Origin of the sequence: Methanobacterium formicicum DSM 3637, from assembly GCF_000302455.1 — an archaeon.
GTDB lineage: Archaea > Methanobacteriota > Methanobacteria > Methanobacteriales > Methanobacteriaceae > Methanobacterium > Methanobacterium formicicum_A.
This window is the reverse complement of the sequence record NZ_AMPO01000001.1, coordinates 464,737-487,669: the sequence shown is the minus strand read 5'-3', so window position 1 is coordinate 487,669 and position 22,933 is coordinate 464,737. Positions and strand designations below refer to the sequence as shown.

Here is a 22,933-nt window from a genome sequence, read left to right as displayed (position 1 = left end):
TGAAGTTCGATTAATATATTTTTAGTGTTTATCCACCAAAAGTTAGTGATTATCCATGCATAATTAAATGTTTATCAGTGCAGAGTAGTGTTATCCGTGAAAATCCTAAAAAAATTCCCTAAAATTAAGTAAAGTATCGAAAATCATTATTAAGCGTTTTAAAGTAAGGTATCAAAAATCATTATTAAGCATTTTCAAACTGTCATAGATTAAATTACACTCCAGACGGGTTGCAAACTTCAGAGCAGTTGTGTCAACCATGAATCCTGGATGATGAGTGGGTTTGGCTTCAGATAGGGGCAGTTCACAGGGAGCAACACCATAATACATGTATAATCCGGGAATTTCACGAGAAAAATGGGAAAAATCTTCTGATTTTGTGGATGAAAGATAATAAAGGACATTTTTTGCCCGCGCAACTCTTTCCACCGTTGGGAGCATTGCATGGTACAGTTCAAGGTTGTTGATGTTCATGGGGTAGTGCTGACCGTATATCACTTCAGCCTGGCAACCGTGCATTTCTGCCTTCATCTCTGCTAACTCTTTAATACGAGTTATAAGAATTTCCCTGTTATCCTTATCTAGTGAACGAACAGTTAATCCCATTTCAGCCCCTTCGGGGATGATGTTCACTTTGATCCCTCCCCAGAAGTATCCCACGGTGATGACTGCTGCTCCCTTCTGCAGGTCCACTTCACGGCTGATTAGGGTTTGAAGGGAATTTATAAGGGATGCTCCGGCAACAATAGGGTCTTTACCACTCCATGGCTGAGATCCGTGGGCCTGTTCTCCCCATATACGTATGAATATACTGTCCTGGCTGGCATGGGTGGGTCCCTCCCTGATCATGACCTGACCAGGGTAGCAGGTGCTGTTGGCATGGAATCCAAATATAGCCTGAACTTCCGGATCCTGCAGGGCGCCTTCACCAATCATGCGCAGAGCTCCACCATCAGCACCATTAGGTGCACCTTCTTCAGCGGGTTGGAATAAGAAAACCACATTTCCATGTAATTCAGATTTGAGTTGACTTAAAACTGTGGCAGTGCCTATAGCCGCTGCAGTACTGGCATCATGACCACATGCATGGGCCACGCCTGTTTCCTGACCATTATAATCTGTTTTTACACGAGATGCATATTCAAGGTCAGTTTCTTCCTGTATGGGGAGGGCATCTATATCCGCTCGGATAGCAACTGTGGCGCCCGATTTCCCCCCTCGAAGAACCGCCTTTATCCCAGTCCTGGCAATGGAATGTATTTCCAGTTCAGGGAGTTTTTCCAGGTGTTTCAGGATGTACTGGCTGGTTTCAAATTCCTGGTAAGCCAGTTCAGGATGTTGGTGTAGCCAGCGGAAAATTTTGATCTGACAGGATGCAAAATCACTACCCAGTTGATCTATGTCCTTATAAAAATCCACAGAAGTCATAACCACCACTTTTAAACAAACAGAAGTTAAATTCAATTATATTGTTTGTGGAAAATTTTAATATATTGTTCGTGGAATTTACTTTTTGTGGAATTAACATATTACCTCTAATGATCATTTACTATTTTTTTTAAGTCATAACTAAAAAAAATGCAGTGAATCGAAGGTTGAATGTGGGCAATCTCACAGATCTCTTGATTTTTAAAGATATAATGTGAAAAAAGAGTTAGATTTAAAAAAATATCATATCAGGCAGTTAAGGCATAATTAAGGCCCTTCCTACCCCTAACGTTTAAGTCTAATATAAATGGAATGCAAGCAGCAATATAGCCCCTAGAGCAACAATTACAAGATAATATAGAATTATCTTGAATCCTAAACTTTTTAAAGTTACAGAATCGTCAATTTCCATGAATCGTTTGAAAATAACATATAAAAACAACATTAAAGCAAATCCTGAGATAAGCATTGCATAATCGCCAGAAATAAACAGCAGGACAATATTACATAAAACAAATAAAATTAGTCCAGTTACAATAATTCTAAAGTCAAATCGGGATTTAGGGTTTAAACTCAGGGGATTTTTTTTATTAGATGTTTTACCCGGCTTTAAAGGATTTTTACAGTTGTAACAGAATTCAGCTTTTTTGCTGTTTTTTGTTTTGCATCGTGGGCAGATAATTGTGGATACCAAGATATCACCTAAAATCTCATTAATATTTTTATTAACGTTAACAATTATGGAAAGTCATTGACCTTGAAAAAACTTTTTTTAGATCAAGCTTACCTGTTATTTAATTTATTTTAAGAATTGTAATGACAATATTCATCTTGATGTTATGTTGTTATAAAATAAGAACTTATAAAACTTACGAACATAAAAAATCATTGAAGATCCATTATCAATCCATTGAGGATTCTTATTATTCTTTTTATATTATGAATTTTAGCAGACAAATCAATCTTTAAGTAGTCAAAATTGCCCTAAATATAATAAAAACATTATATTAAGGCTTAATCAAAAAAATAATTAATATTTTTAATTTACAAGAAATTAATGACACTGCAAAATTGGAAACCTACATAATTCTACATACATTTTTAATTATAAAAAAGGGCATTTTACTAAGTTTGAAAAGGACTGATAACTCTTTATTTATTTATTTAATAATTCTATGGACGATTTATAAGAAAAAAAGGAAATAAAAATCTTTATATATTTTTAATGTAATTTTATTATTATATTAAGGATAATAATGAAAAAACTTTAAAATGGCCAGGTGGTCAAATGTCTAAAGAACTTGAAAAAGAAATGCAAGAACAAATAAGGGGAAAAGTCCAAGCAGAAATCGAAAAAGAAATACAAGAACAAATAAAAGGAAAACCAGATATAGAAATCGAAAAAGAAATACAAGAACAAATAAGGGGAAAAGTCCAAGCAGAAATCGAAAAAGAAATACAAGAACAAATAAGGGGAAAAGTCCAAGCAGAAATCGAAAAAGAAATACAAGAACAAATAAGGGGCAAAAAATAATACAGTAATCTTGATAATCTAATTATATTTTTTTTAAATTTTTAGAAGGTTCGAATTATCTTATAAAGGTTATTAATCAGTTAATTCTAGTTTTAATTCACTCGGGTATCTTAATTCCTCCTATTAAGTGCATCTAACTGTTTAAAGGACATAATTCCTTTGAAATTATCTCATTAACAAAAATTTATATTACCCGTGAAAATGGAACATTCATGAACTTTTTTTATTTTTAAAATCTATAAATAAGTCTTAAAAATCGTTTAAATAATTCAAATAAGACACTTAATTAGTTAATTCGTGTTCTAGTTCACCATATTCATTGTTTAATAAATTGAAATGCAAATAATTGCATAACGGATATAAGTCTTTCGAAATTATCTCATTAACAAAACTTTATATTACCCATAATCAGACTTCGTATATCCCATATATCATGAACATTCATGGAAGATTGGTATCAATTCACTCAAAAACAATGATGAATCTTGAAATTTTTCCAAACCCCATAGAACAATCATGTATAATTTGAGAAAATTGATCACAAATCCATCCATTTATCATGATATCTTTGGATAAATAGAATAGTCGATTTGAAGTAATCGTTTGAATAAATAGGTTTATTAAAAGGAGGTTGAATATATATGGCATCGTCGTTTAAATCACCTGCAGATACCGCCAAAGCTTGTGTTGGTATTGCAGAGCTGAAAGAAAAAGCCTCATTGAGTAATTTGATTGTTTTGAGTTTTTTAGCAGGGGCTTACATTGCATTTGGAGGGCTTCTAGCAGAAGTTGCAACTGGAGGTATGGCTGCTGCGGGTTACCCTACAGGATTAGTAAAATTCGTCTTTGGTGGAGTGTTCCCAGTGGGACTGATGCTGGTTGTTATAGCCGGTTCTGAGCTATTTACTGGTAACAACATGTACATGCCCCTTGGAATATTAGAGGGAAAAGCAAGCTGGTTAGGACTTATCCGTAACTGGGTAGGAAGCTGGGTTTTCAACCTGGTTGGAGCATTATTTGTTGCATACTTCCTAGCATACCTCACCGGTATTTTAACCGCAGATCCTTGGGCAGCAACTGCAGTTACCATCGCTAAAACCAAAGCTCTTGGAGGAGCACAATTTGTAGCAGCAGGTAAAACCGTTACATCCTTAACATGGACACAGGTGTTTTTAAGAGCAATTGGATGTAACTGGCTGGTATGTCTTGCAGTTTACTTAGCTATTGCCTCAGATGATATTATTGGTAAAATATTTGGAATATGGTTCCCAATAATGGCTTTCGTAACTATTGGATTTGAGCACGTAGTTGCAAATATGTTCTTTATACCTGTAGGAATATTCATAGGTGGAGTAAGCTGGTCACAGATGTTCATCAACAACATGGTCCCTGCTACTCTCGGTAACATCGTTGGTGGAGCAATATTTGTAGCATGTATCTACTGGTTTACCTACCTAAGGGGTACAAGTAAAGCCTAATTAGGGAAAGTAGCTGCATACCAAAATGGCATTTGTGGAATCTTTTCCATTTTTTTCTTTTTTTATATATTTTTAGAAAAAAGAAGGGATTGTCCAAATTCCAAAATCTATCATGAATGATCATATAGCAAACAAAGATTACTCAGTGATATCACTAGAAATAAGTTAAAATCAGCAGTAACCATCATGAATATTCATGATTTTTAAAAGAAAGGAAGTTATTGAAAAGGAAAGGAAGTTATTGTTACATCATATTTTCATATGATGAGAGGAGGAAGAAAATGAATATTCAATACACACCAACCACATGTCCCTACTGTGGATGTGGATGTGGATTTAACCTGGTAAGTGTCAATGGCAAACTAAAAGGTGTGGAACCATGGAAAAGAAACCCAGTGAATGAAGGAAAACTATGTCCGAAGGGTAACTTTTCTTACGAGTTTGTCCACCGAGAAGACAGGTTAACCACCCCTTTAATTAAAAAAGGTGGGGAATTTGTTGAAGCAACATGGGATGAAGCACTTGATCTGGTTGCATCCAAATTAACTGAAATGAAAGAAGCAAATGCTGAACAGTTGGCTTTCCTATCTTCAGCCAGATGTACAAACGAAGATAATTACGCGTTCCAGAAGTTTGTGCGAACCGTAGTTGGAACCAACAACGTAGACCACTGTGCAAGACTGTGTCACGGTCCTTCAGTTGCTGGACTGGCCCAGACCTTCGGATCAGGAGCCATGACCAACTCATTGGAAAGCTGTGCTCATGCTGATGTGGTGTTTCTAATTGGAACCAACACCCTTGAACAACACCCACTAATGTGGAGAAGGGTATTACAAGCCAAAGAAAAAGGTGCAAAAATCATAGTGGCAGACCCCAGATTTACACCATCTGCCAAGCAAGCTGACCTTTACATACCATTCCAATCCGGTACAGACGTGGCTTTACTGAATTCCATGATGAATGTGATTATTGCCGAAGGATTGGAAGATAAAGAGTTTGTGAAAAACCGAACTACTGGATATGAAGAACTTAAGGAAATGGTTAAAAAATATCCGCCAGAAGAAGCTGAAAAAATAACTGGAGTTCCTGCTGATCTTATCCGAGAGGCCGCACTAATGTACGCCAAAGCAGACAGTGCCGCCCTATTATTCTCAATGGGTATAACCCAACACACAGTTGGTACCGAGAACGTTATGTCCACTTCCAACCTGTCTATGCTAACCGGTAACATTGGTCGGCCTGGTACTGGAGTTAACCCTCTGCGAGGTCAAAACAATGTGCAAGGAGCATGTGATATGGGAGCACTTCCAGTAGTATACCCTGGATATCAGGCTGTTATTAACGAGGAACTGGGAGAAAAAATGCAAACATCATGGGGATGCGGTGATTTATCATGTGCACCAGGTCTTACTGTAGTGGAAATGATGCACGCAGCCCACGATGGTGATATTACAGGCATGTACATTATGGGTGAAAACCCTATGATATCCGACCCAGACCAGCAACACGTTGAAGCTGCTTTAAACAACCTGGATTTCTTAGTGGTACAGGATATATTCTTAACTGAAACTGCTGCCCTAGCGGATGTAGTATTACCTGCATTTTCATGGGCCGAAAAGGATGGAACATTCACCAGCACCGAAAGAAGAGTGCAGTACATTAGAAAAGCCGTAGACGGACCCGGTGAAACAAGAGATGACTGGGAAATAGTTTCCGACATAGCTACCAGAATGGGATCAGACCTGTTCAAGTTCACCAGCGCAGAGGATATCTTTGAAGAAGTGCGATCAGTAACTCCACAGTATGCTGGTATGAACCCGGAAAGACTATCCAAACCAGAAGCACTACATTGGCCTTGCCCTGACGAAGAACACCCTGGAACTCCCATACTCCACGCAGAAAAATTCGCGACCCCTGATGGTCTTGGAGTATTCAAAGCCATCGAATTTAAACCACCAGCTGAAAACCCGGATGATGAGTACCCATTCATACTCACCACTGGACGTATGCTGTTCCACTGGCACACTGGCAGTATGACACGAAGATCAACTACCCTGGACCGTGAAGTTCCAACTGGTTTTGTTGAAATTAACCCAGAAGACGCAGCTAAACTCGGTATTAAGAATAAAGAAATGGTTAAAGTTAAAACCCGACGTGGCGAAATAGAAGTGCCAGCCAAAGTCACTTCCGACATCATCCCCGGAACTGTATTCATACCATTCCACTTCGCTGAATGTGCTGCTAACATGCTCACCAGTGGTGATGCACTGGACCCATTCGCTAAGATGCCCGAACTAAAAGTTTCTGCTGCAAGCATTGAAAAACTGGAGTGATTCAAATGGTTCAAATAGGCGATATGTATTATGCATGGGGTTCAGACGATGAAATAGCTACCAACGGCGAATGTGGTGGGGCAGTTACCACAATTTTAAAGTTCCTTTTAGAAGAAGGCGTAGTTGATGCAGTCCTTGCCGTTAAAAAAGGTTCAGATCTATATGACGCTGTACCCACACTGATAACCGACCCAGAAAAAATCATAGAATCAGCAGGATCCCTCCACTGTGGAACCCTAAACATGGCAAAAATAGTGGGAAAATACTTGGACGGTGCCAAAGACATGAAAATAGCCGTCACCACCAAACCCTGCGACGCCATGACTCTGGTAGAATTGATTAAACGGGAAGAAGTGGACGGCGACAACATTCTCATGGTAGGGGTTAACTGCGGAGGAACCATGCCTCCAGTTAAAGCCCGACAGATGATCGAAAAATTCTACGAAACTGACCCAGATGAAGTGGTAAAAGAAGAAATTGCCAAAGGAAAATTGATCATTGAAACCAAAGACAACGAAGAACAGGAAATAAGTATCGACGAACTGGAAAACGCTGGATACGGTCGAAGAACCAACTGCCGAAGATGTGAAATCAACATACCAAGTATGGCTGATCTTGCACTGGGTAACTGGGGAGTAATCGGACCATTGGCAGGCAAAGCAACCTTTGTAGAAGTATTCTCCGAAAAAGGAGCCGATGCTCTTGACAAAGCCATAGAATCCGGAGCTCTCAACACCCAGGAACCAATACCTAAGGGTGTTGAAATACGAGCCAACATCGACAAGATCATGGCAAAATTAGCCGGTAAATGGCAAGCCAAAGATTTCGACGAAACCAGAGGCGAAATATTTACCACTATGGCCCAGTACATGGATGAATTTGACAAATGTATCAAGTGCTACGGTTGCAGGGAATCCTGTCCAATCTGTTACTGTGAAAACTGCTGTCTAGAGTCTAATAATGGTCCAGATTGGCTGAGTAAAGAACTCCCACCATCACCAATGTTCCATATGGAAAGGTTAATTCACATGGTAGAATCCTGTACTAACTGTGGACAGTGCGAGGAAGTATGCCCAGCTGAAATACCTCTGGCAAAAATCTGGCATGAAATCAACCTCAAAATGCAGGAAACCTATGGTTTCACCAGGGGAATGGATGATAAAATGCCACCGCTGTCTTATTTCCCAGCACCTGGAAAATAAACCGTGAAAAACTCAAGGTGGGGACATCCCACCTTTTTTATATATTTAATAATAAACCCTAACGTTCACAAAATCATACAAAAAGTCACAGTGATCACAGATAGGTCACATATCACGATCTTGAAGCTTTGCTACAAGATATAACAAACCCTTTTGTAATTCTTTAATTCTGACCTAAGTAATAGTCGTTCAATAAATCACCAGAATTTTAAAAAAAATTAGAGTCAGGTAAGAACATCATCCCCCCACTATAATCTAAGAGAATACAAAATGTGGTTTGTTATTAATTTATAATGAGTTTGGAATTTATGATTATTGAATAATTTGGGATAATGAAAAATAATTACCATAAAAAAAAAGGAGATGCTCATATGGAATGGACCCCCAAAATAATAGTTTTCTGTTGTAATTGGTGTTCCTATGGTGGAGCAGACACTGCAGGTACAGCAAGGATGCAATATCCTCCAAACGTTCGCATAATCAGAGTAATGTGTTCAGGTAGAATAAATCCCCTTTTTGTTTTGAAAGCATTTGATGAAGGGGCTGATGGAGTAATGGTCGCCGGATGTCACTTTGGAGACTGTCACTACGATAGAGGAAACTTCGCGTGTGACCGACGCATAACAGCCCTTAAAACTGTTATGAAAACCCTTGGCTTTGAAGAAGGAAGATTCCATCTCGACTGGATATCTGCTTCAGAGGGTGAGAAATTTGCCAAAACAATGAAGATGATAAGTGATCAGGTCAAAGAACTTGGCCCATTCTCCTGGAGAAAAAATAAAGCAGAAATAGGGTGATCCAATGGTTCAAATAAACGATATGTATTATGCTTTATCCCCTGATGAAGAAATCGCAGCCAGTGGAGAATGTGGAGGAGCAGTAACATCCATTCTTAAATTTTTACTGGAAGAATGCATAGTAGACGCAGTTCTCGCCGTTAAAAAAGGTGCTGATCTATACGATGCCGTCCCCACACTGATAACCGACCCAGAAAAAGTCATAGAATCAGCAGGATCCCTCCACTGCGGAACACTGAACATGTCCAAAGTCCTTCATAAATATCTTGATGGTGCCAATGAGATGAAAATAGCCGTCACCACCAAACCCTGCGACGCCATGACCATTGTGGAACTTATGAAAAGGAAACAGATAAACCAAGATAATGTGATAATGATTGGAATTAACTGTGGAGGAACCTTACCCCCAGTTCAGGCACGTGAAATGATTGAAAAATTCTACAAAATCAACCCCGACACAGTGGTAAAAGAAGAAATTGCCAAAGGAAACCTGGTAATTGAAACCGCAGATGACGAGGAGCAAGAGATCAGTATTGATGAACTTGAAAACGCAGGATACGGGCGAAGAACCAACTGCCGAAGATGTGAAACCAACATACCAAAAATGGCAGACCTAGCCATGGGTAACTGGGGAGTAATCGGACCAAATTCAGGTAAAGCCACATTCGTAGAAGTATTTTCTGAAAAAGGTGCAGAAATCTTGGATAAAGCTATTAAAGCAAACATCTTAAAGGTGACAGATCCTGTCCCCAAAGGTATTGAGATACGCAACAAAATTGACAAAGCAATGGTTAATCTAGCTAATAAATGGCAGACCCGGCATTTTGAAGAAAGTAACGAGTTAATGAACTTGGATCAGTACCTGGATGAATTTGACAAGTGTATTAAATGTTACGGTTGCAGAGAAGCTTGTCCGATCTGTTTCTGTAGAGAATGTTCCATTGAGTCCGAATCTGTTAACTGGGTGCCTAAGGGAGAAATTCCCCCATCACCAATGTTCCACTTTGTGAGAATGTTGCATATGGTAGATTCCTGTACCAACTGTGGACAGTGCGAAGAAGTATGCCCAGCTGAGATTCCGCTGGCCCGGATCTTCCATAAGATAAATGTAGAATTACAGGATGTCTTTAAATACCACCCTGGATATGATCTGGAACAAAAACCCCCTCTTTCAGTGATAAACAAAGAACCCAGTGAGGAATAAAAATAACCTCCCTAATATTTTTTCTTTGATTATTTGAAGAATTTAGGATATTTAGATGATAATCTCTGATAGAGTAATCTCTGACTTGATAATTGCTTATCTATGGTGATAAAAATGATGCTTGATGAAGTATTGAAAGCCAATGAAGATTTTGTTAAGGATTTTGAACCTAAAAAAATGAGCCACATGCCCCAAAAGAAACTGGCCATTGTAACTTGTATGGACACCCGTCTTACCGGGTTTTTAGAACCTGCCATGGGGATTGAACGAGGTGATGCCAAAATAATCAAAAACGCAGGTAATGCCGCTGTGGATAGGGATGTCATAAGATCCGTTGCAGCAGCAATATACGCTCTTGGTGCTGAGGAAGTCATGGTGGTGGGACATTACGAGTGCGGGATGGCAAACGTAGACCCTGAAAAATTGGAAGCAAACATGAAATCCAGGGGTGTGGATGAAAAAGCACTTTCTGAAGTTAATCTTAAAGAATGGATAGGGGCAATTGACAGTGAAGAGGAAAATGTAATGGTAGTGGTGGAAAAAATCAAGGAATCACCATTTATTCCAGACGATGTCCCCATTCATGGACTTATAATAGACCTTTATGATGGTAAATTGAAGGTTTTAGTTGAAGGATAACCAACTGTTTTTATTTTAATTTTATTTTAGTTATCCAATTAATCCCCAACTCAAAATTATATACATAATTATTTATTTTTTAGATAGGTAAGTGCAAAAACAGAATAAATACTTTTCATCAGCCATTAATATAAACCATTATTAGTTTACTATCAAAAGCCCTCCTATACTATTCTCATTTTACCAGCAAGGCAAATAGAATAATCCCATGATAAATTTTGATATAAAATATAAAATTATTATTAAAAATGCTGTGGATCACACAAAAATTCAAGACGAAAAAGATAACTATCAGAAAGAAGCCATGTTAAAATAACCAGATATTTATTAACATGCGGAGGGATTTAGCAAATGAGTAAAATAGACCGGCAGAAGATTCTGGACGTTTTGGATGGGTATGATAAGGAAGACATAACTATTGCAACTTTAGGAAGTCATTCGTCCCTGCATATGTTTCAGGGAGCGAAAAAGGAAGGATTCAGGACGGCAGTGGTTTGTGAAAAAGGGAGGGAAGTTCCCTACCAACGGTTCAATAGTGCCGATGAATACATCATTGTTGATAAATTTAGTGACATAGTTAATGAGGAAGTTCAGCAGGAATTAAGGGATATGAACAGCATAGTATTCCCACACGGATCTTTTGTGGCGTATGCTGGGCTGGACAACATTGAAACTATTTTTAACGTCCCCATGTTTGGAAACAGGGACATATTACGATGGGAAGCTGAACGGGATTTAGAAAGGAAACTTATGGTTGAATCAGGAATCCGAATCCCCCAAAAAATAAATAACCCCAGTGAAATTGAGGGCACCGTGATGGTGAAGTTCCCTGGAGCAAGAGGTGGAAAGGGATACTTCGTTGCCAGTTCACCAGAAGAATTCGACCAAAAAATTGACGCCATGATCCAAAGGAACTGGATCGAAGAAACAGACATTAAAGATGCTCACATCGAAGAATACGTATTAGGATGTAACTACTGTGTCCATTACTTCTACTCTGGATTAAACGATGAAGTAGAAGTAATGGGAATGGACAGCAGATACGAATCAACCATTGACGGCTTAACCAGGGTTCCTGCCAAAGACCAGCTGGATATCAATACCAGCCCATCCTACGTGATAACTGGTAACCACCCGGTAGTTATGAGAGAATCACTACTGCCACAGGTATTTGACATAGGAGATAAAATCGTTGAAAAAGCTAAAAAACTGGTACCACCAGGATTTAACGGCCCATTCTGTATGCAGACTCTGGTAACCGACAATCTGGAAGTAGTGGTCTTTGAAATGAGTGCCAGATCAGATGGAGGAACCAATACATTCATGGATGGATCTCCTTACAGCTACCTCAAACATGGCGAACCTATGAGTATGGGCCGCAGAATGGCCAGAGAAATCAAGAATGGAATCAAAGAAAATCGTTTAGAAGAGATCATAACCTGATCTATTCTAAACACACCATTTTTTTATTTTTTCAACATGTTTTAATCTTCCGCGTTTAATAATATAATAAAAAATATCAATCCATTACGGAAATATTAAAAAAATAGGATTTCACCATATTGGATTCGGTTTATATACCATAGATAGCATAAGTTATATCCTAAACAAAGCCAGTATTATTATTCATGATAACGATAATAATCAATCAGAAGGTGTTATATTGCTCACAACCGTCCAAAAAGAAATATTGCAGGTTTTGATTGATCTGTATAGTAAATCAAATTACATGCCCATTAAAGGAGAAAACATTGCATCGATTATGAACCGAAACCCTGGAACCATACGAAATCAGATGCAATCCTTAAGAAGCATGGGGATCGTGAAAGGCGTTCCAGGCCCTAGAGGAGGATATAAACCAACATTAGACGCATATCATGCTTTAAATCTTAGTACTGCTGATGAAGAAGAAACTGTACCTTTATTTAAAAAAGATAAACTGGTTGAAAATATAACTGTCACCAGGATAGAATTCACCAGCCTACCCCAACCGGGAGATTGTGAAGCAACTATAACGGTCATGGGAGATATCAAGCAGCTTGCCCTTGGAGATAAAGTAAGAGTAGGCCCCAGTCCCGTGAATAAACTTGTGGTGAATGGGATTATTGTTGGAAGGGACGATATGGATGGTGTTTTACTCCTAGATGTTAAAGATATACGAAGCATACCCCATAAATCCGTGCTGGAAATAGCCAGCCAGGATCTCATAACACTGGATCGAGATATGAATATTAAAGAAGCAGCATGGATTCTATCGAATAATGGAATAGATGGAGCCCCTGTAGTTGAAAATGATAATGTTATGGGAATGTTAACCCTCATTGACATTACTAAGGCCATTGCCAATGAAGAAACTGATCTTAACATAACCAATCTGATGTCCAAGTACATTATAACAGTTAAACAAGATGTGATGATAGCAGAAGCCATTCAAATTATGAATAAAAACAAAATTGGGCGTCTTATTATCACTGATGAAAAGGACAAACCAGTTGGAATTTTAACTAAAACCGATATTTTAAACCAAGTATCAGGTTTGAAATATTTGACTAATTAATTATTTTAAAATCTAAATATACACATCTATTCTTTTTTTAAAACTATTTAGAAAGATTTTACTCAATAAATGAGATTTTACCCTATTTTGAAAAATCTGAAAAATAATTTAAAAACTGAAATTAAAAACTAAAAAGAAAAAAGATTGGGATAAGAAGATTAATACCTTCTCCTATCCATTAACTCTTTCATTTTACCAGGATTCCATCCTCCACTGGCGGATTTAGAGCGACCCACTTGCTGGACGTATCCTGTGATACGGTCGTACCATTCTACTTCTTTCTGTTCTCCACATGAAGCACAGTTATCCTGTAATCCTTTCATCAGGGTTTTGCATTTTATGCAGAAACTGAGGGCACTGCTGTATGCCCAGAAACCTATATCCGATTTTTTGGCTATCTTGTTAGTGAGGCTCAGCAGTGCTTCAGGGTCACTGTGTGATTCTCCCATGTAAGCATGGAAGATGTGTCCACCTAAAGTACGACTGTGGAATTGTTCTTCAACACGGATCTTCTCTGCCAGGCTCAGACTAGTATCCACCGGTGCATGGGAAGAGTTGGTATAGTAATAAGCATCAGAATCTCCCTGCGTTATAGCCTTGTTACCGAATTTCTCCCTATCCAGCATTGCAAATCGGTAGGCAGTAGACTCAGCAGGAGTCTGAATAATAGTCCAACGAAGGCCATTATCTTTTTTAAGTTCTTGAGCCCGCCCATTCATATAGTCCACTACTTTAAGGCCTAATTTAAGCGAATCAGGGTCATCGATTCCCGAACCGCAGAATGACTGGAGCATTTCATTTAATCCCACAAATCCAAAGGTCATCGTGGAGTTTTCAACCCTGTAATACCTTTCCCCATCCTGTTCCTGGGTTAAGAATGGTAACAGGTTGTAGTCATCCAGACAGGCCATTGCCTGCTGACGACGTAACATCAGGACCTCTTCAGAAAGACGCAAGTATGAATCCAAGTACTCGAATATTTCATCTTCATCCTTGGATTGATAGGCTATTCTGGGCAAGTTCAGTGTTACGTAGGCCAGGTTCCCTGTTCGGAAACAGTCCTTATCCCAGTCACCAGTCCAGTTATCAGAAAGGGAGGTTCTACATCCCATGTAGTTGGCCATCTGCCCCCTGTAACTAGGTAACATGTTGGTAAAGTATGCAGTACCGTATTTGGAGGATAATTCATGCACCCGTTCCAGGTCTTCGGCAAATTCATCCTTCAGGACTTCTTTCCTTAGGGCATAGATTGTGTTGGGGAACAGGTGTGGTTTACCATCAGAATCTCCGTCTAGTAGTACTTCAGTGAAGGCCCGTTGTAACATGCGGGTTTCATCTTCAAAATCACCATAAGTTCCCACTAGTCTACCTTTAGGCCCATATGCTGGTTCCTCTTTTAAAAAATCTGGTACGGTGAATTCCATGTTGATGGATGTAAATGGTACCTGGCTTCCTCTGGCAGCGTATGCCATGTTCAGATTGTAGATAAACATCTGCACTGCCTGTTTGATCTTCTCATAGGGAAGTCCATGGGCAAATGGAGCGACAAAAACATTCCAGAGACTCATAGATTGTCCACCACTCATATTCTGCTGGGCTGCCAGCATTATCTCTCCAGAGTGGTTCATCAAAGTTTCAATGTGGTTTGGTGGTCCTGCCACTGAAGTATGGTCACCAGTACCGTCCACTTTGAGCCCGTTTCTTATAAAGTATCTTAAATCATGCTGGAGGCAGTTTATAGGTCTGCCCGCGAAGAATTCCAGATCGTGTATGTGTATATCTCCACCCAGATGGGCGTCAGCCAGTTCGTTGGGGAGCATTTGCAAGAGTGCATATTGCTTAAGTGCTTCATCAGCCACGTATTTGTGTACTGTTTCCGGGTTGTGGATCATGTTGGCGTTGTCCCGGCTTCCATTCTGGATGAGGTTGGTGATGTTGTAGACTGGTATACCCAGCCTGGTGTACTTTCGTCTGAGGGTTTCCAGCCCATTTTCAACCAGTTTGGTGTTTACCATTTCTCTTAGCATAGGAGCGGTTAAATATTCCACATCCAGTTTTCTAACCTCTTTCCAAACACTGGTGGCAATTTTATCCGCGATTTCTGGACTGGCACCTGTTTCTACAATCAGGGTTTTCTCGATTTTGGACTTGTCAAAGGATTCGATGGTGTCCCGTGCTGTTCTAACCCTTAACTGGTTGCTTCTTAGATACTTGTCAGCCACTTGTGGTTCTACCCGCTTCAAGGAATCATATACCCACATCTTGATTTCCTTGGTGGTGACTCCATCATAAGCCGCACCAGCGGCCTGAGATGCTATTTTTTCCGCAGCCCAAAGAGGAGCACCTGCCATAAGACAGGATTTCAATATCTTTTCATGACTGAACTTTTCAAATATCCCATTATTTTTCAAAACACAATTTTCCGCCTTGGTTGGTATTGCAGCAATAATACGGGCATCCTTCATCATCTATCCTCCGACTCAATTATTTAATTATTTTAAAAATAATATTAATTCATTTTTGTGTAATAATTTCCCCTGACCCCCTGGAAAGAGTTTTTAAATCTACATATTATTTCTATTTGTATCTTATAAAATTCTTTCGATTACCAAACTGTTCTGATCCGTGAAAACTGTTTATAACGGTAAGTGTTTCCATGATAACATCATTCTCCCCCTCAATTGAACACATGAGGTGAACAAAATTTAGCCCAAACCACTATTGATAGTGCACAATAACACAACATGTGCACTATTTTTTAGTGATCTATGAATAACATCCAGTGAACTATCTACAGAAATACATCCAGTGAACTCTGCTTGGATCGGTCACTTTCAAAGAGGGAATGTATACCTGACTCTAAAAGTTCAATCCGCTGCACCAGATATGGATCTATAGGGTAACGACTCGCCAGTTCCTTGGATATTTCCAGATATTTTGTGACAGAACCCTTTGATATACTCAGTATAAGGTTTCCACCACAGGTACATTCCCCGGTGAGAGGTATACGTCGGTATTTCTTGTTACATTTGGTGCAGCGAACCTTTTGCCTAGCAAATGCCCTTATATTCCCTGCCATATCCGGCAGAAAATGAGAGTTTAAGACTCCTTCCACCACTCCCTTTTGATCCACAGCACGTATCTTCTCTGCCAGACTGATCTGACCATTCACCTTCTCTTTCATGGTAGGTAATGTTTTATAGAGACATATTTTTGGTCCCTGGTGGATACTGGAAGTTTCATGAGAATAAATCAAGCCACTGTACTGTTCATCCTTGCCCAACCTCTTCTGGACATTATCCACCATTTCCACCACATCAGCAGGTTTTGCATTTTCCAGAGTTTTCTGGTACAGTTCCAGAGGTAACATTTCCATGGTATCCAGGTTGTGAGATTCATCATCAATTTCCTCAGGATCAATGCGGGATGATAAAACCAGAGGAGCATCCATTCGTCCCCCACGACTGCTGGGAAGGTAAACCTTGGAGAAGTTCAGTAAGGCATCCATCAGTAGCATCACTGAGTCTTCATCACTGTCACAGTTTCGACGTTTAGCAGAGTGGAAGTAGGGATGGGCGTAGCATGCTGCGGCTTTGGTGAATCCTATGATCCGTCCAAGGACACCCGCTGAGGTATGTGGTGCCAGGCCCACTGCCAGGTGCCCCACTAGGTCTTCTTTGGTTTTAACATTATAGAATGGTTCCATTTCGTAGAAATTTTTCAGAAGATCGTCAATGAAGTGTGAAACCCGCATCAGGTATTCTCCACAGGCCTCGGATATTACCAGATCCTGTATACGGAGTTCAACCACCTGATCATCATTTTTAAGCTCTTCTCCCCTAATATCATGTGTGTATCCTATTTCACGAAGCTTCTGGGGACTTACACCTATTTCTCTGGGTATGAAATGAGTAAGTGGCAGGTCTGTTGAGTCATGGCGTATGGTGGCATCTTTGAAAGTGTAAACTCCATTTTTTGCCCGGAGTATTCCTTTTTCAAGTGGCTCTGGGAATTTTTCTTCGGATATCATTCCCTTTACCCCCTTTATCTCGTCCAGTTTCCGCACACCAGAATTTTTATAGGCTTTTCTTAGGAGGTTGGCCACGTTGATTCTTTTTTTCCCTGAACTGGTGGGAACAGTACGGGCCCCACAGACTGGGCAAATAGCCTGCATTGAACCCACACCACATTCAGGATTGGTGCATTTACATCGAGCTATATCCACTGTGATACTGCCTTTTCTAGCTGCTTCCACAATGTTTCTCCTAGTTCCACCAAAGTTACCAATGGGGAAAAGAGCATGTGGGGCTGGTTTCATCATCCTTTCCTTGGTTTTTTCAGGCCTTCCCACCCTTCCACCAAGATATGTGGGTGCTTTGGCCATTATTTCCACCGGTGCAACTCGGTTTATTGCATCCATGGTTGATAAATCCGTTTCAGTTTCCAATGGTTCGGTTAAGGTGTGGATAAGGGCATAGGCATCATCATGGTTTAAAATAATTTTATCATCACTGACACGGTGTGGGACTCCCATGGATTCTAATATCCTCTTCTCAGGCCCCATATCTTTTATTAAGTCATCTTCAATGTTTTCATCATCTAGATCATTGACTAACCATGCCTGGAGAGTGTTGATGTCCTTTCGGGTTACATCATGATAGAAGTAGGTGTAGTCAGGGTGCAGTGGGATCTGGTACTGTTTTGACAGTTCGAATGCTTCTTTAGCACTAAGTTTACCCCGCTGGAGGAACTGGTTCAACTCTTCTTCCTGTCCATCATGGTAACTGCTTGATTTTTCTAAAATCTGTATCCACCATTCTTCGCACCAGCCAGCAGGGAGAAGTGGGTGGTTGTTTCTGAGGAACTCACCAAAAGCCACCAGCATGTCCCCCAGGTAGATTATTTCCACCACGTTTGATCTGATTTTCCGGGCTTCTTCTACTGATTCTACCTTCACCACATCCCCGTTTCTAAGTTTCACAACCGGCCCATCAATACTATCGCAGGGAACCACACAGTTACCCTTACCCGGCCGTTCGATCTTCATCTGGGTCCCGACAGCTAAAAATTCCAGGATCTCCATGGTTGCAGGGTGCACACCCATGGCAGCCAGCCCGGTGTTTCTAGATCTACCGTACCTTAAACGGAAGCCCCCCCTGGTTTGAGGATATGCTAAAACTGGACGACCTCCAATAATATCCCTCATGTACTTGTCATCTACTTTATCTTCTTCTTTGCCTTCATCAGCTTCCTCATCTTTATCTGATTTTTTGGTTTTGGAGAGATCTCCCAGCCAGTCCCATCCTTCCATGTTCAACATCTTAGCGTACTTCAATACTTTAGGGGCCTTCTGTATAACTCCCTCAACCATAGCCAGGAGGGCACCCCCACGAAGATGGTTGGTTTCCACTCGTTCCAGGTCCCGGTGGGAAACCTCTACCTGGTCAGTGGGTTCACCAGTGACCTCCACCGGTATGTTCTTGGCTGCAGTACGAACTTCATCTGGAGAAGGAGAGTACTGCAGGTTGGTTACTTCTGACTCGTAAAGTTCTGCTTCTTCCACGTAACGTTCAATTTCTCCATCAGTGGGCTTGTAAGCTGCTAGTCCCATGCTACTTCGTATGTAATCTGCGACTAGAACCGCCATAGCAGATGCTGTTCCTCCGGCACTTCTTATGGGTCCGGTGAAGTACACTGCCAGGTACCATGTTTGGTCAAAGTTCCTTTTTATGGCCACTCTGGCTATTCCTTCCAGTGGTGCAGCCACTACCCCCTCAGTAATAATAGATAGTGCTGTTCTCACTGCCTGGTCAGCTGCCTCTTCCTTTACCTTATACTGGTCTTTATTCCCCAAATCAGCTTTTAAAACCTCATCAGCTGTGACTATTTCCTTTGCCACCTGAAATGTGATTTCTTCACGGGACATGTCATTTTCCATACTTTTAATACGTGCAGCTACTCCTGGTGGGCCCACCAGCCCCTCCACACGCTCGGCCAGGTTTTTAGCCAGGGGTATCTCTGGTTCAGTTTCAATATCATGACCCTTCTTCCTGGCTTGCTTGGCAACTTCATAGGCCTTTGTAGTGCCCTCTTCCAATGTTTCAAAGTATCCCATGTTAATTCCCTGATTTTTTATATATTCAATGATTAAATCTATAATAATCTTTATTAATTAAATTAAAACCTTATATTCCAGTAAAAATACGATTAAAGCAATATAACATTCGAACATTATTCTTGCTCTACTAATTGTTATTGTTCTAAAGATAATTTATAGTTTTTCAATCCAGTAAACTTAGATATATTTCCATCCAATTGTATCCAAATGTCACCTGAATCATGACCAGATACCATCACAAATATAAGGTTGTAATGCGTAACATAGGTATGAATAGAACATCATGGATATGAATAATAAAATATAGATTATGAATAAATATCTAGAATAAAATCTAAAATCAGAAACGATGTTTATTTCAAATGATTTTGATAAATGAAATATCAGTGAATTAATTTCACGATCAATTTGTTATGGTGATCCAATTGGCAAAGAAAGAAAAGAAATATCTCCCACCAAGTGGGGCGGGCCTGGTAAGATACTTTGAAGATGAAACCAAAGGCCCCAAACTCAGTCCAGAACAGGTTATAATCATGACCGTTATTCTGGCTGTTTTCTGCATAGCTCTCAGGTTTTCGTACTCCTGAACCCTATTACTTTTTCTAACTGTCCCCAATACCTTAGAAAGTTTAGAAAATTAATTCAAAGTAAAAACTCAAAATATAGAGTATCGGACGGAACTTATAAGTATAAGAGTTATCTAGCAGCACCAATTCATTGCAGAAATTAAAAAAATAAGTTTAAAAAATTAAAATCATTAAATAGTTTTTTTGAAAGGAAGAAGTTTTTTTAAAATTTGGATGTTACTCTATTTGAATGAAGCTTCAAAAATAAAAAGATTTTTTTAGAAATGAATTTTTTTAGAAAATGACATCAAAGAACTAATATTAAGGAACTAATATTAAAGGAGTTTTAACATGGCTATTCACCCTATAGAATTTCGTTACGGAACCCCGGAAATGAAAAGTGTCTGGGAGGCAGAGAATAAACTTCAAAAAATGCTGGAAGTGGAAGCAGCTCTGGCAGAAGCTGAGGCCCAGATTGGCCTGGTTCCTGAAGAGGCTGCCCGGGAAATAAGAAGTAAGGCCAGTACCCAGTATGTTACCAGTGAACGAGTGGCAGAAATAGAAAAAGAAACCAACCATGACATTGCATCCATTGTAAAAGCCCTGGCTGAGGTTTGCGATAATGATGCAGGGGAATACGTGCATTTTGGTGCTACTTCCAATGATATCATCGACAGTTCACAATCACTCTTACTGCGTGACTCAATTGATATCATACAGGATAAAGTGGCTCGCCTGGCAAAAATCATCCTGAAACTGGCTGATGAAAATAAAAAAACAGTATGCATAGGAAGAACCCATGGACAACACGCCCTACCAACCACTTATGGAATGAAATTTGCCATTTGGGCTGATGAACTCCACCGACAGCATGAACGGCTGGAAGCATGCAAAGGAAGACTCTGTGTTGGAATGATGACCGGAGCAGTCGGTACCACAGCCGCACTGGGTGAAGATGGACTCAATGTACACCTCAAGGTCTCTGAAATACTGGGACTACCCGCAGTTAAGATATCCAACCAGGTGGTGCAAAGAGATAACCATGCAGAGTACATTCTGGATCTGTCAAATCTAGCCAGTACACTTGATAAAATTGCCCTGGAAATCCGTAACCTGCAACGTACAGAAATCAAAGAATTAGGGGAAAGTTTCGACCCTGAAAAACAGGTAGGATCCAGTACCATGCCCCACAAGATGAACCCCATAACTGCTGAGAGAATCTGTGGAGTTTCCAGAATTATTAAAGCATATCCTGCCCCTGCTCTTCAGAACAATGCCCTGTGGCATGAAAGGGACCTCACCAACTCCTCATCCGAACGGATCATGCTCCCAGAAGCATCAATCCTCACTGATTACATACTGAACTTGACCATTCGCTTAATGGAAAAACTGGTTTTCTACCCTGAAAACATTGAACGGAACCTTAACCTTACTGGTGGCCTGATTATGGCCGAGCGATTCATGGCCGAACTCACCAGGAAAGGTATGGGAAGACAAAGTGCCTATGCTCTGGTCAGGAAGTGTGCACTGGAAGCTAACAAATCAGGAGTCAGTTTAAAAGATGTGGTTCTCAAACAGGAAGCAATAACTGATTACCTGAGCCAGGAAGAAGTAGAGGATATTATGGACCCTCACACCTACCTGGGATCTTCAGTGCAGATTGTGGAAATGGTTTTGGAAGAGTCTAAAGACTGGTTCTAAATTCCAAAATAATTTCTTCTTTTTCTAATTTTTATTTTATTTATTCCATTTAGTCTATTTTTGCTCGTTTTAATGGCTTTTAACTCCTTTAAAACGAAAAATTAATATATCACCAACTAGAAATAATATTTTACTAATTGTAAAGGGAGGTGAAAAAATGGTCGATATCAAAGAAATTAAACACATCCGAGCCGCACCATTCACATTAATGACATCTTCAATACACGCTATTTTAGCATTTATCGCAGCAATCCTTGTTATCCTATTCTTCGGAACAATAGCCGCAATTATACCAGGCGTAAGCGCCTTCGCTGGTTTCATTACTGTGATAGGATTATCGATAATTATCCTATGGCCTTTAACCTCGTTCTTCTTCACTATCGTGTATGCCTTTATTCTGGCATTACTCTACAACCTCTTAGCACCAAGATTAGGAGGTGTAAAACTAGGTATGGAAGGAGAAACAGTTAAATCCATCCCAGTAGTGTCTTTCGCCCTGATACTCTCGGTAATAGTCGCTCTTATAACATTCTTAACTGGTCTATACATTGGACTGGCTGGTAGTTCTATATTCTCACTGGCAAGTGGAGTAATCCCAATTGCAGCCAATGTAGCTGCAGATGCAACCAATGTTACCAACGCTACTTTACCTACCGGAGGAATGATGGCAGCTATTTCTGGCATATGGGCACTGTTCTGGATTATAATAATGCCTATAGCAATGTTCATCATGACTTTCATTGCCTACGCATTATTTGCAGTCTTCTACAACATCATCATACCAAAGATCGGTGGACTCAAACTTATATTCGCCGAAGCAGCCAATGGCTTTGAACTCACCAGCATCCCAGTGGTACCTGCAGCACTATCCATATCAGCAGTAATGGCAGTTTTAGGTGCGATATACGGATTGATAATGGGTATAATGACTGGAGACATTGTTTTAGCAATAATCTGGCTCATAACCTACGCCATATCCTGGTTTGTAATGTACTTCATTATAGTAGCACTGGGCACAGTATTCTACAACTTCTTACAGCCCAGAATCGGCGGAATCAAACTGGTACTGGAATAAACGCCATGAACCTAATTTTAACCCCTTTTTTATTTCTTTTTATCCATTGAGAATCTGAAATTATTTTATAATCTGAGATTAATTATAATTTGAGATTATTCAATCAATGAAGTGGAATCATAGATGAAAACTGTTTTAATCATATTTTCAAACGATTTTTATGGTGAATCTATTAATCAATAACTTATTTTAAGAAATAACTTAATAGATTAGAATAAGAAATTTGATGGAATAAAGTTTTAGATGGAATTAAAGTTATTATATGAATTTTTGATGAATTATATTTATCATGATTATAAAT

At 39.7% G+C, this 22,933-nt stretch carries 16 protein-coding genes; 12 read left to right on the top strand and 4 right to left on the bottom strand.

The genetic code is table 11. The features are described from left to right. Window positions 1–171: 171 nt before the first annotated feature. Window positions 172–1,428, bottom strand: a complete 1,257-nt coding sequence (locus A994_RS02275; protein ID WP_004029645.1) for a M20 metallopeptidase family protein — start codon at window positions 1,426–1,428, stop codon at window positions 172–174. Window positions 1,429–1,726: 298 nt separating this feature from the next. After that, window positions 1,727–2,122, bottom strand: coding sequence for a zinc ribbon domain-containing protein (locus A994_RS02270; RefSeq protein ID WP_004029644.1), 396 nt, complete (start codon window positions 2,120–2,122; stop codon window positions 1,727–1,729). 594 nt (window positions 2,123–2,716) lie between these two features. On the opposite strand from A994_RS02270, the gene A994_RS13675 reads away from it, so the two are divergent. The 9 genes from A994_RS13675 (at window position 2,717) to A994_RS02230 (ending at window position 13,172) form a co-directional block, all read left to right on the top strand. After that, window positions 2,717–2,962: a hypothetical protein gene (locus tag A994_RS13675; RefSeq protein ID WP_004029643.1), complete on the top strand. Its 246-nt coding sequence runs from the start codon at window positions 2,717–2,719 to the stop codon at window positions 2,960–2,962. Between the two features lie 641 nt (window positions 2,963–3,603). Continuing rightward, on the top strand, window positions 3,604–4,440 hold the full coding sequence (locus tag A994_RS02265) for a formate/nitrite transporter family protein (RefSeq protein WP_004029642.1): 837 nt from the start codon (window positions 3,604–3,606) through the stop codon (window positions 4,438–4,440). 281 nt (window positions 4,441–4,721) lie between these two features. Then, the gene (gene fdhF / locus A994_RS02260; protein WP_004029641.1) at window positions 4,722–6,773 is read left to right on the top strand and encodes a formate dehydrogenase subunit alpha; all 2,052 of its coding nucleotides are present in this window, start codon (window positions 4,722–4,724) and stop codon (window positions 6,771–6,773) included. Between the two features lie 5 nt (window positions 6,774–6,778). Continuing rightward, complete coding sequence (locus A994_RS02255) at window positions 6,779–7,975, top strand: Coenzyme F420 hydrogenase/dehydrogenase, beta subunit C-terminal domain (RefSeq protein WP_004029640.1); 1,197 nt, start codon at window positions 6,779–6,781, stop codon at window positions 7,973–7,975. Between the two features lie 371 nt (window positions 7,976–8,346). Beyond that, window positions 8,347–8,772, top strand: coding sequence for a hydrogenase iron-sulfur subunit (locus A994_RS02250; protein ID WP_048204000.1), 426 nt, complete (start codon window positions 8,347–8,349; stop codon window positions 8,770–8,772). Window positions 8,773–8,776: 4 nt separating this feature from the next. Beyond that, on the top strand, window positions 8,777–9,976 hold the full coding sequence (locus A994_RS02245; RefSeq protein ID WP_004029638.1) for a Coenzyme F420 hydrogenase/dehydrogenase, beta subunit C-terminal domain: 1,200 nt from the start codon (window positions 8,777–8,779) through the stop codon (window positions 9,974–9,976). Window positions 9,977–10,090: 114 nt separating this feature from the next. Further along, window positions 10,091–10,615: a carbonic anhydrase gene (locus A994_RS02240; protein ID WP_048203999.1), complete on the top strand. Its 525-nt coding sequence runs from the start codon at window positions 10,091–10,093 to the stop codon at window positions 10,613–10,615. A 351-nt stretch (window positions 10,616–10,966) separates the two neighbouring features. Continuing rightward, entirely contained in the window at window positions 10,967–12,058 is a 1,092-nt protein-coding gene (locus A994_RS02235) for a formate--phosphoribosylaminoimidazolecarboxamide ligase (RefSeq protein ID WP_004029636.1), read from the top strand. Window positions 12,059–12,278: 220 nt separating this feature from the next. Beyond that, a complete protein-coding gene (locus A994_RS02230; RefSeq protein WP_004029635.1) occupies window positions 12,279–13,172 on the top strand; it encodes a CBS domain-containing protein in 894 nt (297 codons plus the stop codon). 158 nt (window positions 13,173–13,330) lie between these two features. On the opposite strand, the gene nrdD is transcribed toward A994_RS02230, so the two are convergent. Continuing rightward, complete coding sequence (gene nrdD, locus A994_RS02225; RefSeq protein ID WP_004029634.1) at window positions 13,331–15,637, bottom strand: anaerobic ribonucleoside-triphosphate reductase; 2,307 nt, start codon at window positions 15,635–15,637, stop codon at window positions 13,331–13,333. Window positions 15,638–15,963: 326 nt separating this feature from the next. Then, window positions 15,964–19,287, bottom strand: a complete 3,324-nt coding sequence (gene polC / locus A994_RS02220) for a DNA polymerase II large subunit (RefSeq protein WP_004029633.1) — start codon at window positions 19,285–19,287, stop codon at window positions 15,964–15,966. Between the two features lie 428 nt (window positions 19,288–19,715). Between polC and A994_RS02215 the strand changes: the two genes are divergently transcribed. The 3 genes from A994_RS02215 (at window position 19,716) to A994_RS02205 (ending at window position 22,632) form a co-directional block, all read left to right on the top strand. Then, complete coding sequence (locus A994_RS02215) at window positions 19,716–19,877, top strand: preprotein translocase subunit Sec61beta (RefSeq protein WP_004029632.1); 162 nt, start codon at window positions 19,716–19,718, stop codon at window positions 19,875–19,877. 330 nt (window positions 19,878–20,207) lie between these two features. Next, entirely contained in the window at window positions 20,208–21,557 is a 1,350-nt protein-coding gene (gene purB, locus A994_RS02210) for an adenylosuccinate lyase (protein WP_004029631.1), read from the top strand. 157 nt (window positions 21,558–21,714) lie between these two features. Then, window positions 21,715–22,632, top strand: a complete 918-nt coding sequence (locus A994_RS02205; protein ID WP_048203998.1) for a hypothetical protein — start codon at window positions 21,715–21,717, stop codon at window positions 22,630–22,632. The last annotated feature ends 301 nt before the right edge of the window (window positions 22,633–22,933 follow it).

Excerpts from the sequence above, each read along its gene's own strand:
- A994_RS02265 (WP_004029642.1), top strand. The coding sequence starts at position 3,604 with ATGGCATCGTCGTTTAAATCACCTGCAGATACCGCCAAAGCTTGTGTT.
- A994_RS02235 (WP_004029636.1), top strand. The coding sequence starts at position 10,967 with ATGAGTAAAATAGACCGGCAGAAGATTCTGGACGTTTTGGATGGGTAT.
- A994_RS13675 (WP_004029643.1), top strand. The coding sequence starts at position 2,717 with ATGTCTAAAGAACTTGAAAAAGAAATGCAAGAACAAATAAGGGGAAAA.
- A994_RS02250 (WP_048204000.1), top strand. The coding sequence starts at position 8,347 with ATGGAATGGACCCCCAAAATAATAGTTTTCTGTTGTAATTGGTGTTCC.
- fdhF (WP_004029641.1), top strand. The coding sequence starts at position 4,722 with ATGAATATTCAATACACACCAACCACATGTCCCTACTGTGGATGTGGA.
- A994_RS02205 (WP_048203998.1), top strand. The coding sequence starts at position 21,715 with ATGGTCGATATCAAAGAAATTAAACACATCCGAGCCGCACCATTCACA.
- polC (WP_004029633.1), bottom strand. The coding sequence starts at position 19,287 with ATGGGATACTTTGAAACATTGGAAGAGGGCACTACAAAGGCCTATGAA.
- A994_RS02245 (WP_004029638.1), top strand. The coding sequence starts at position 8,777 with ATGGTTCAAATAAACGATATGTATTATGCTTTATCCCCTGATGAAGAA.
- A994_RS02255 (WP_004029640.1), top strand. The coding sequence starts at position 6,779 with ATGGTTCAAATAGGCGATATGTATTATGCATGGGGTTCAGACGATGAA.
- A994_RS02240 (WP_048203999.1), top strand. The coding sequence starts at position 10,091 with ATGATGCTTGATGAAGTATTGAAAGCCAATGAAGATTTTGTTAAGGAT.
- nrdD (WP_004029634.1), bottom strand. The coding sequence starts at position 15,637 with ATGAAGGATGCCCGTATTATTGCTGCAATACCAACCAAGGCGGAAAAT.
- A994_RS02275 (WP_004029645.1), bottom strand. The coding sequence starts at position 1,428 with ATGACTTCTGTGGATTTTTATAAGGACATAGATCAACTGGGTAGTGAT.
- purB (WP_004029631.1), top strand. The coding sequence starts at position 20,208 with ATGGCTATTCACCCTATAGAATTTCGTTACGGAACCCCGGAAATGAAA.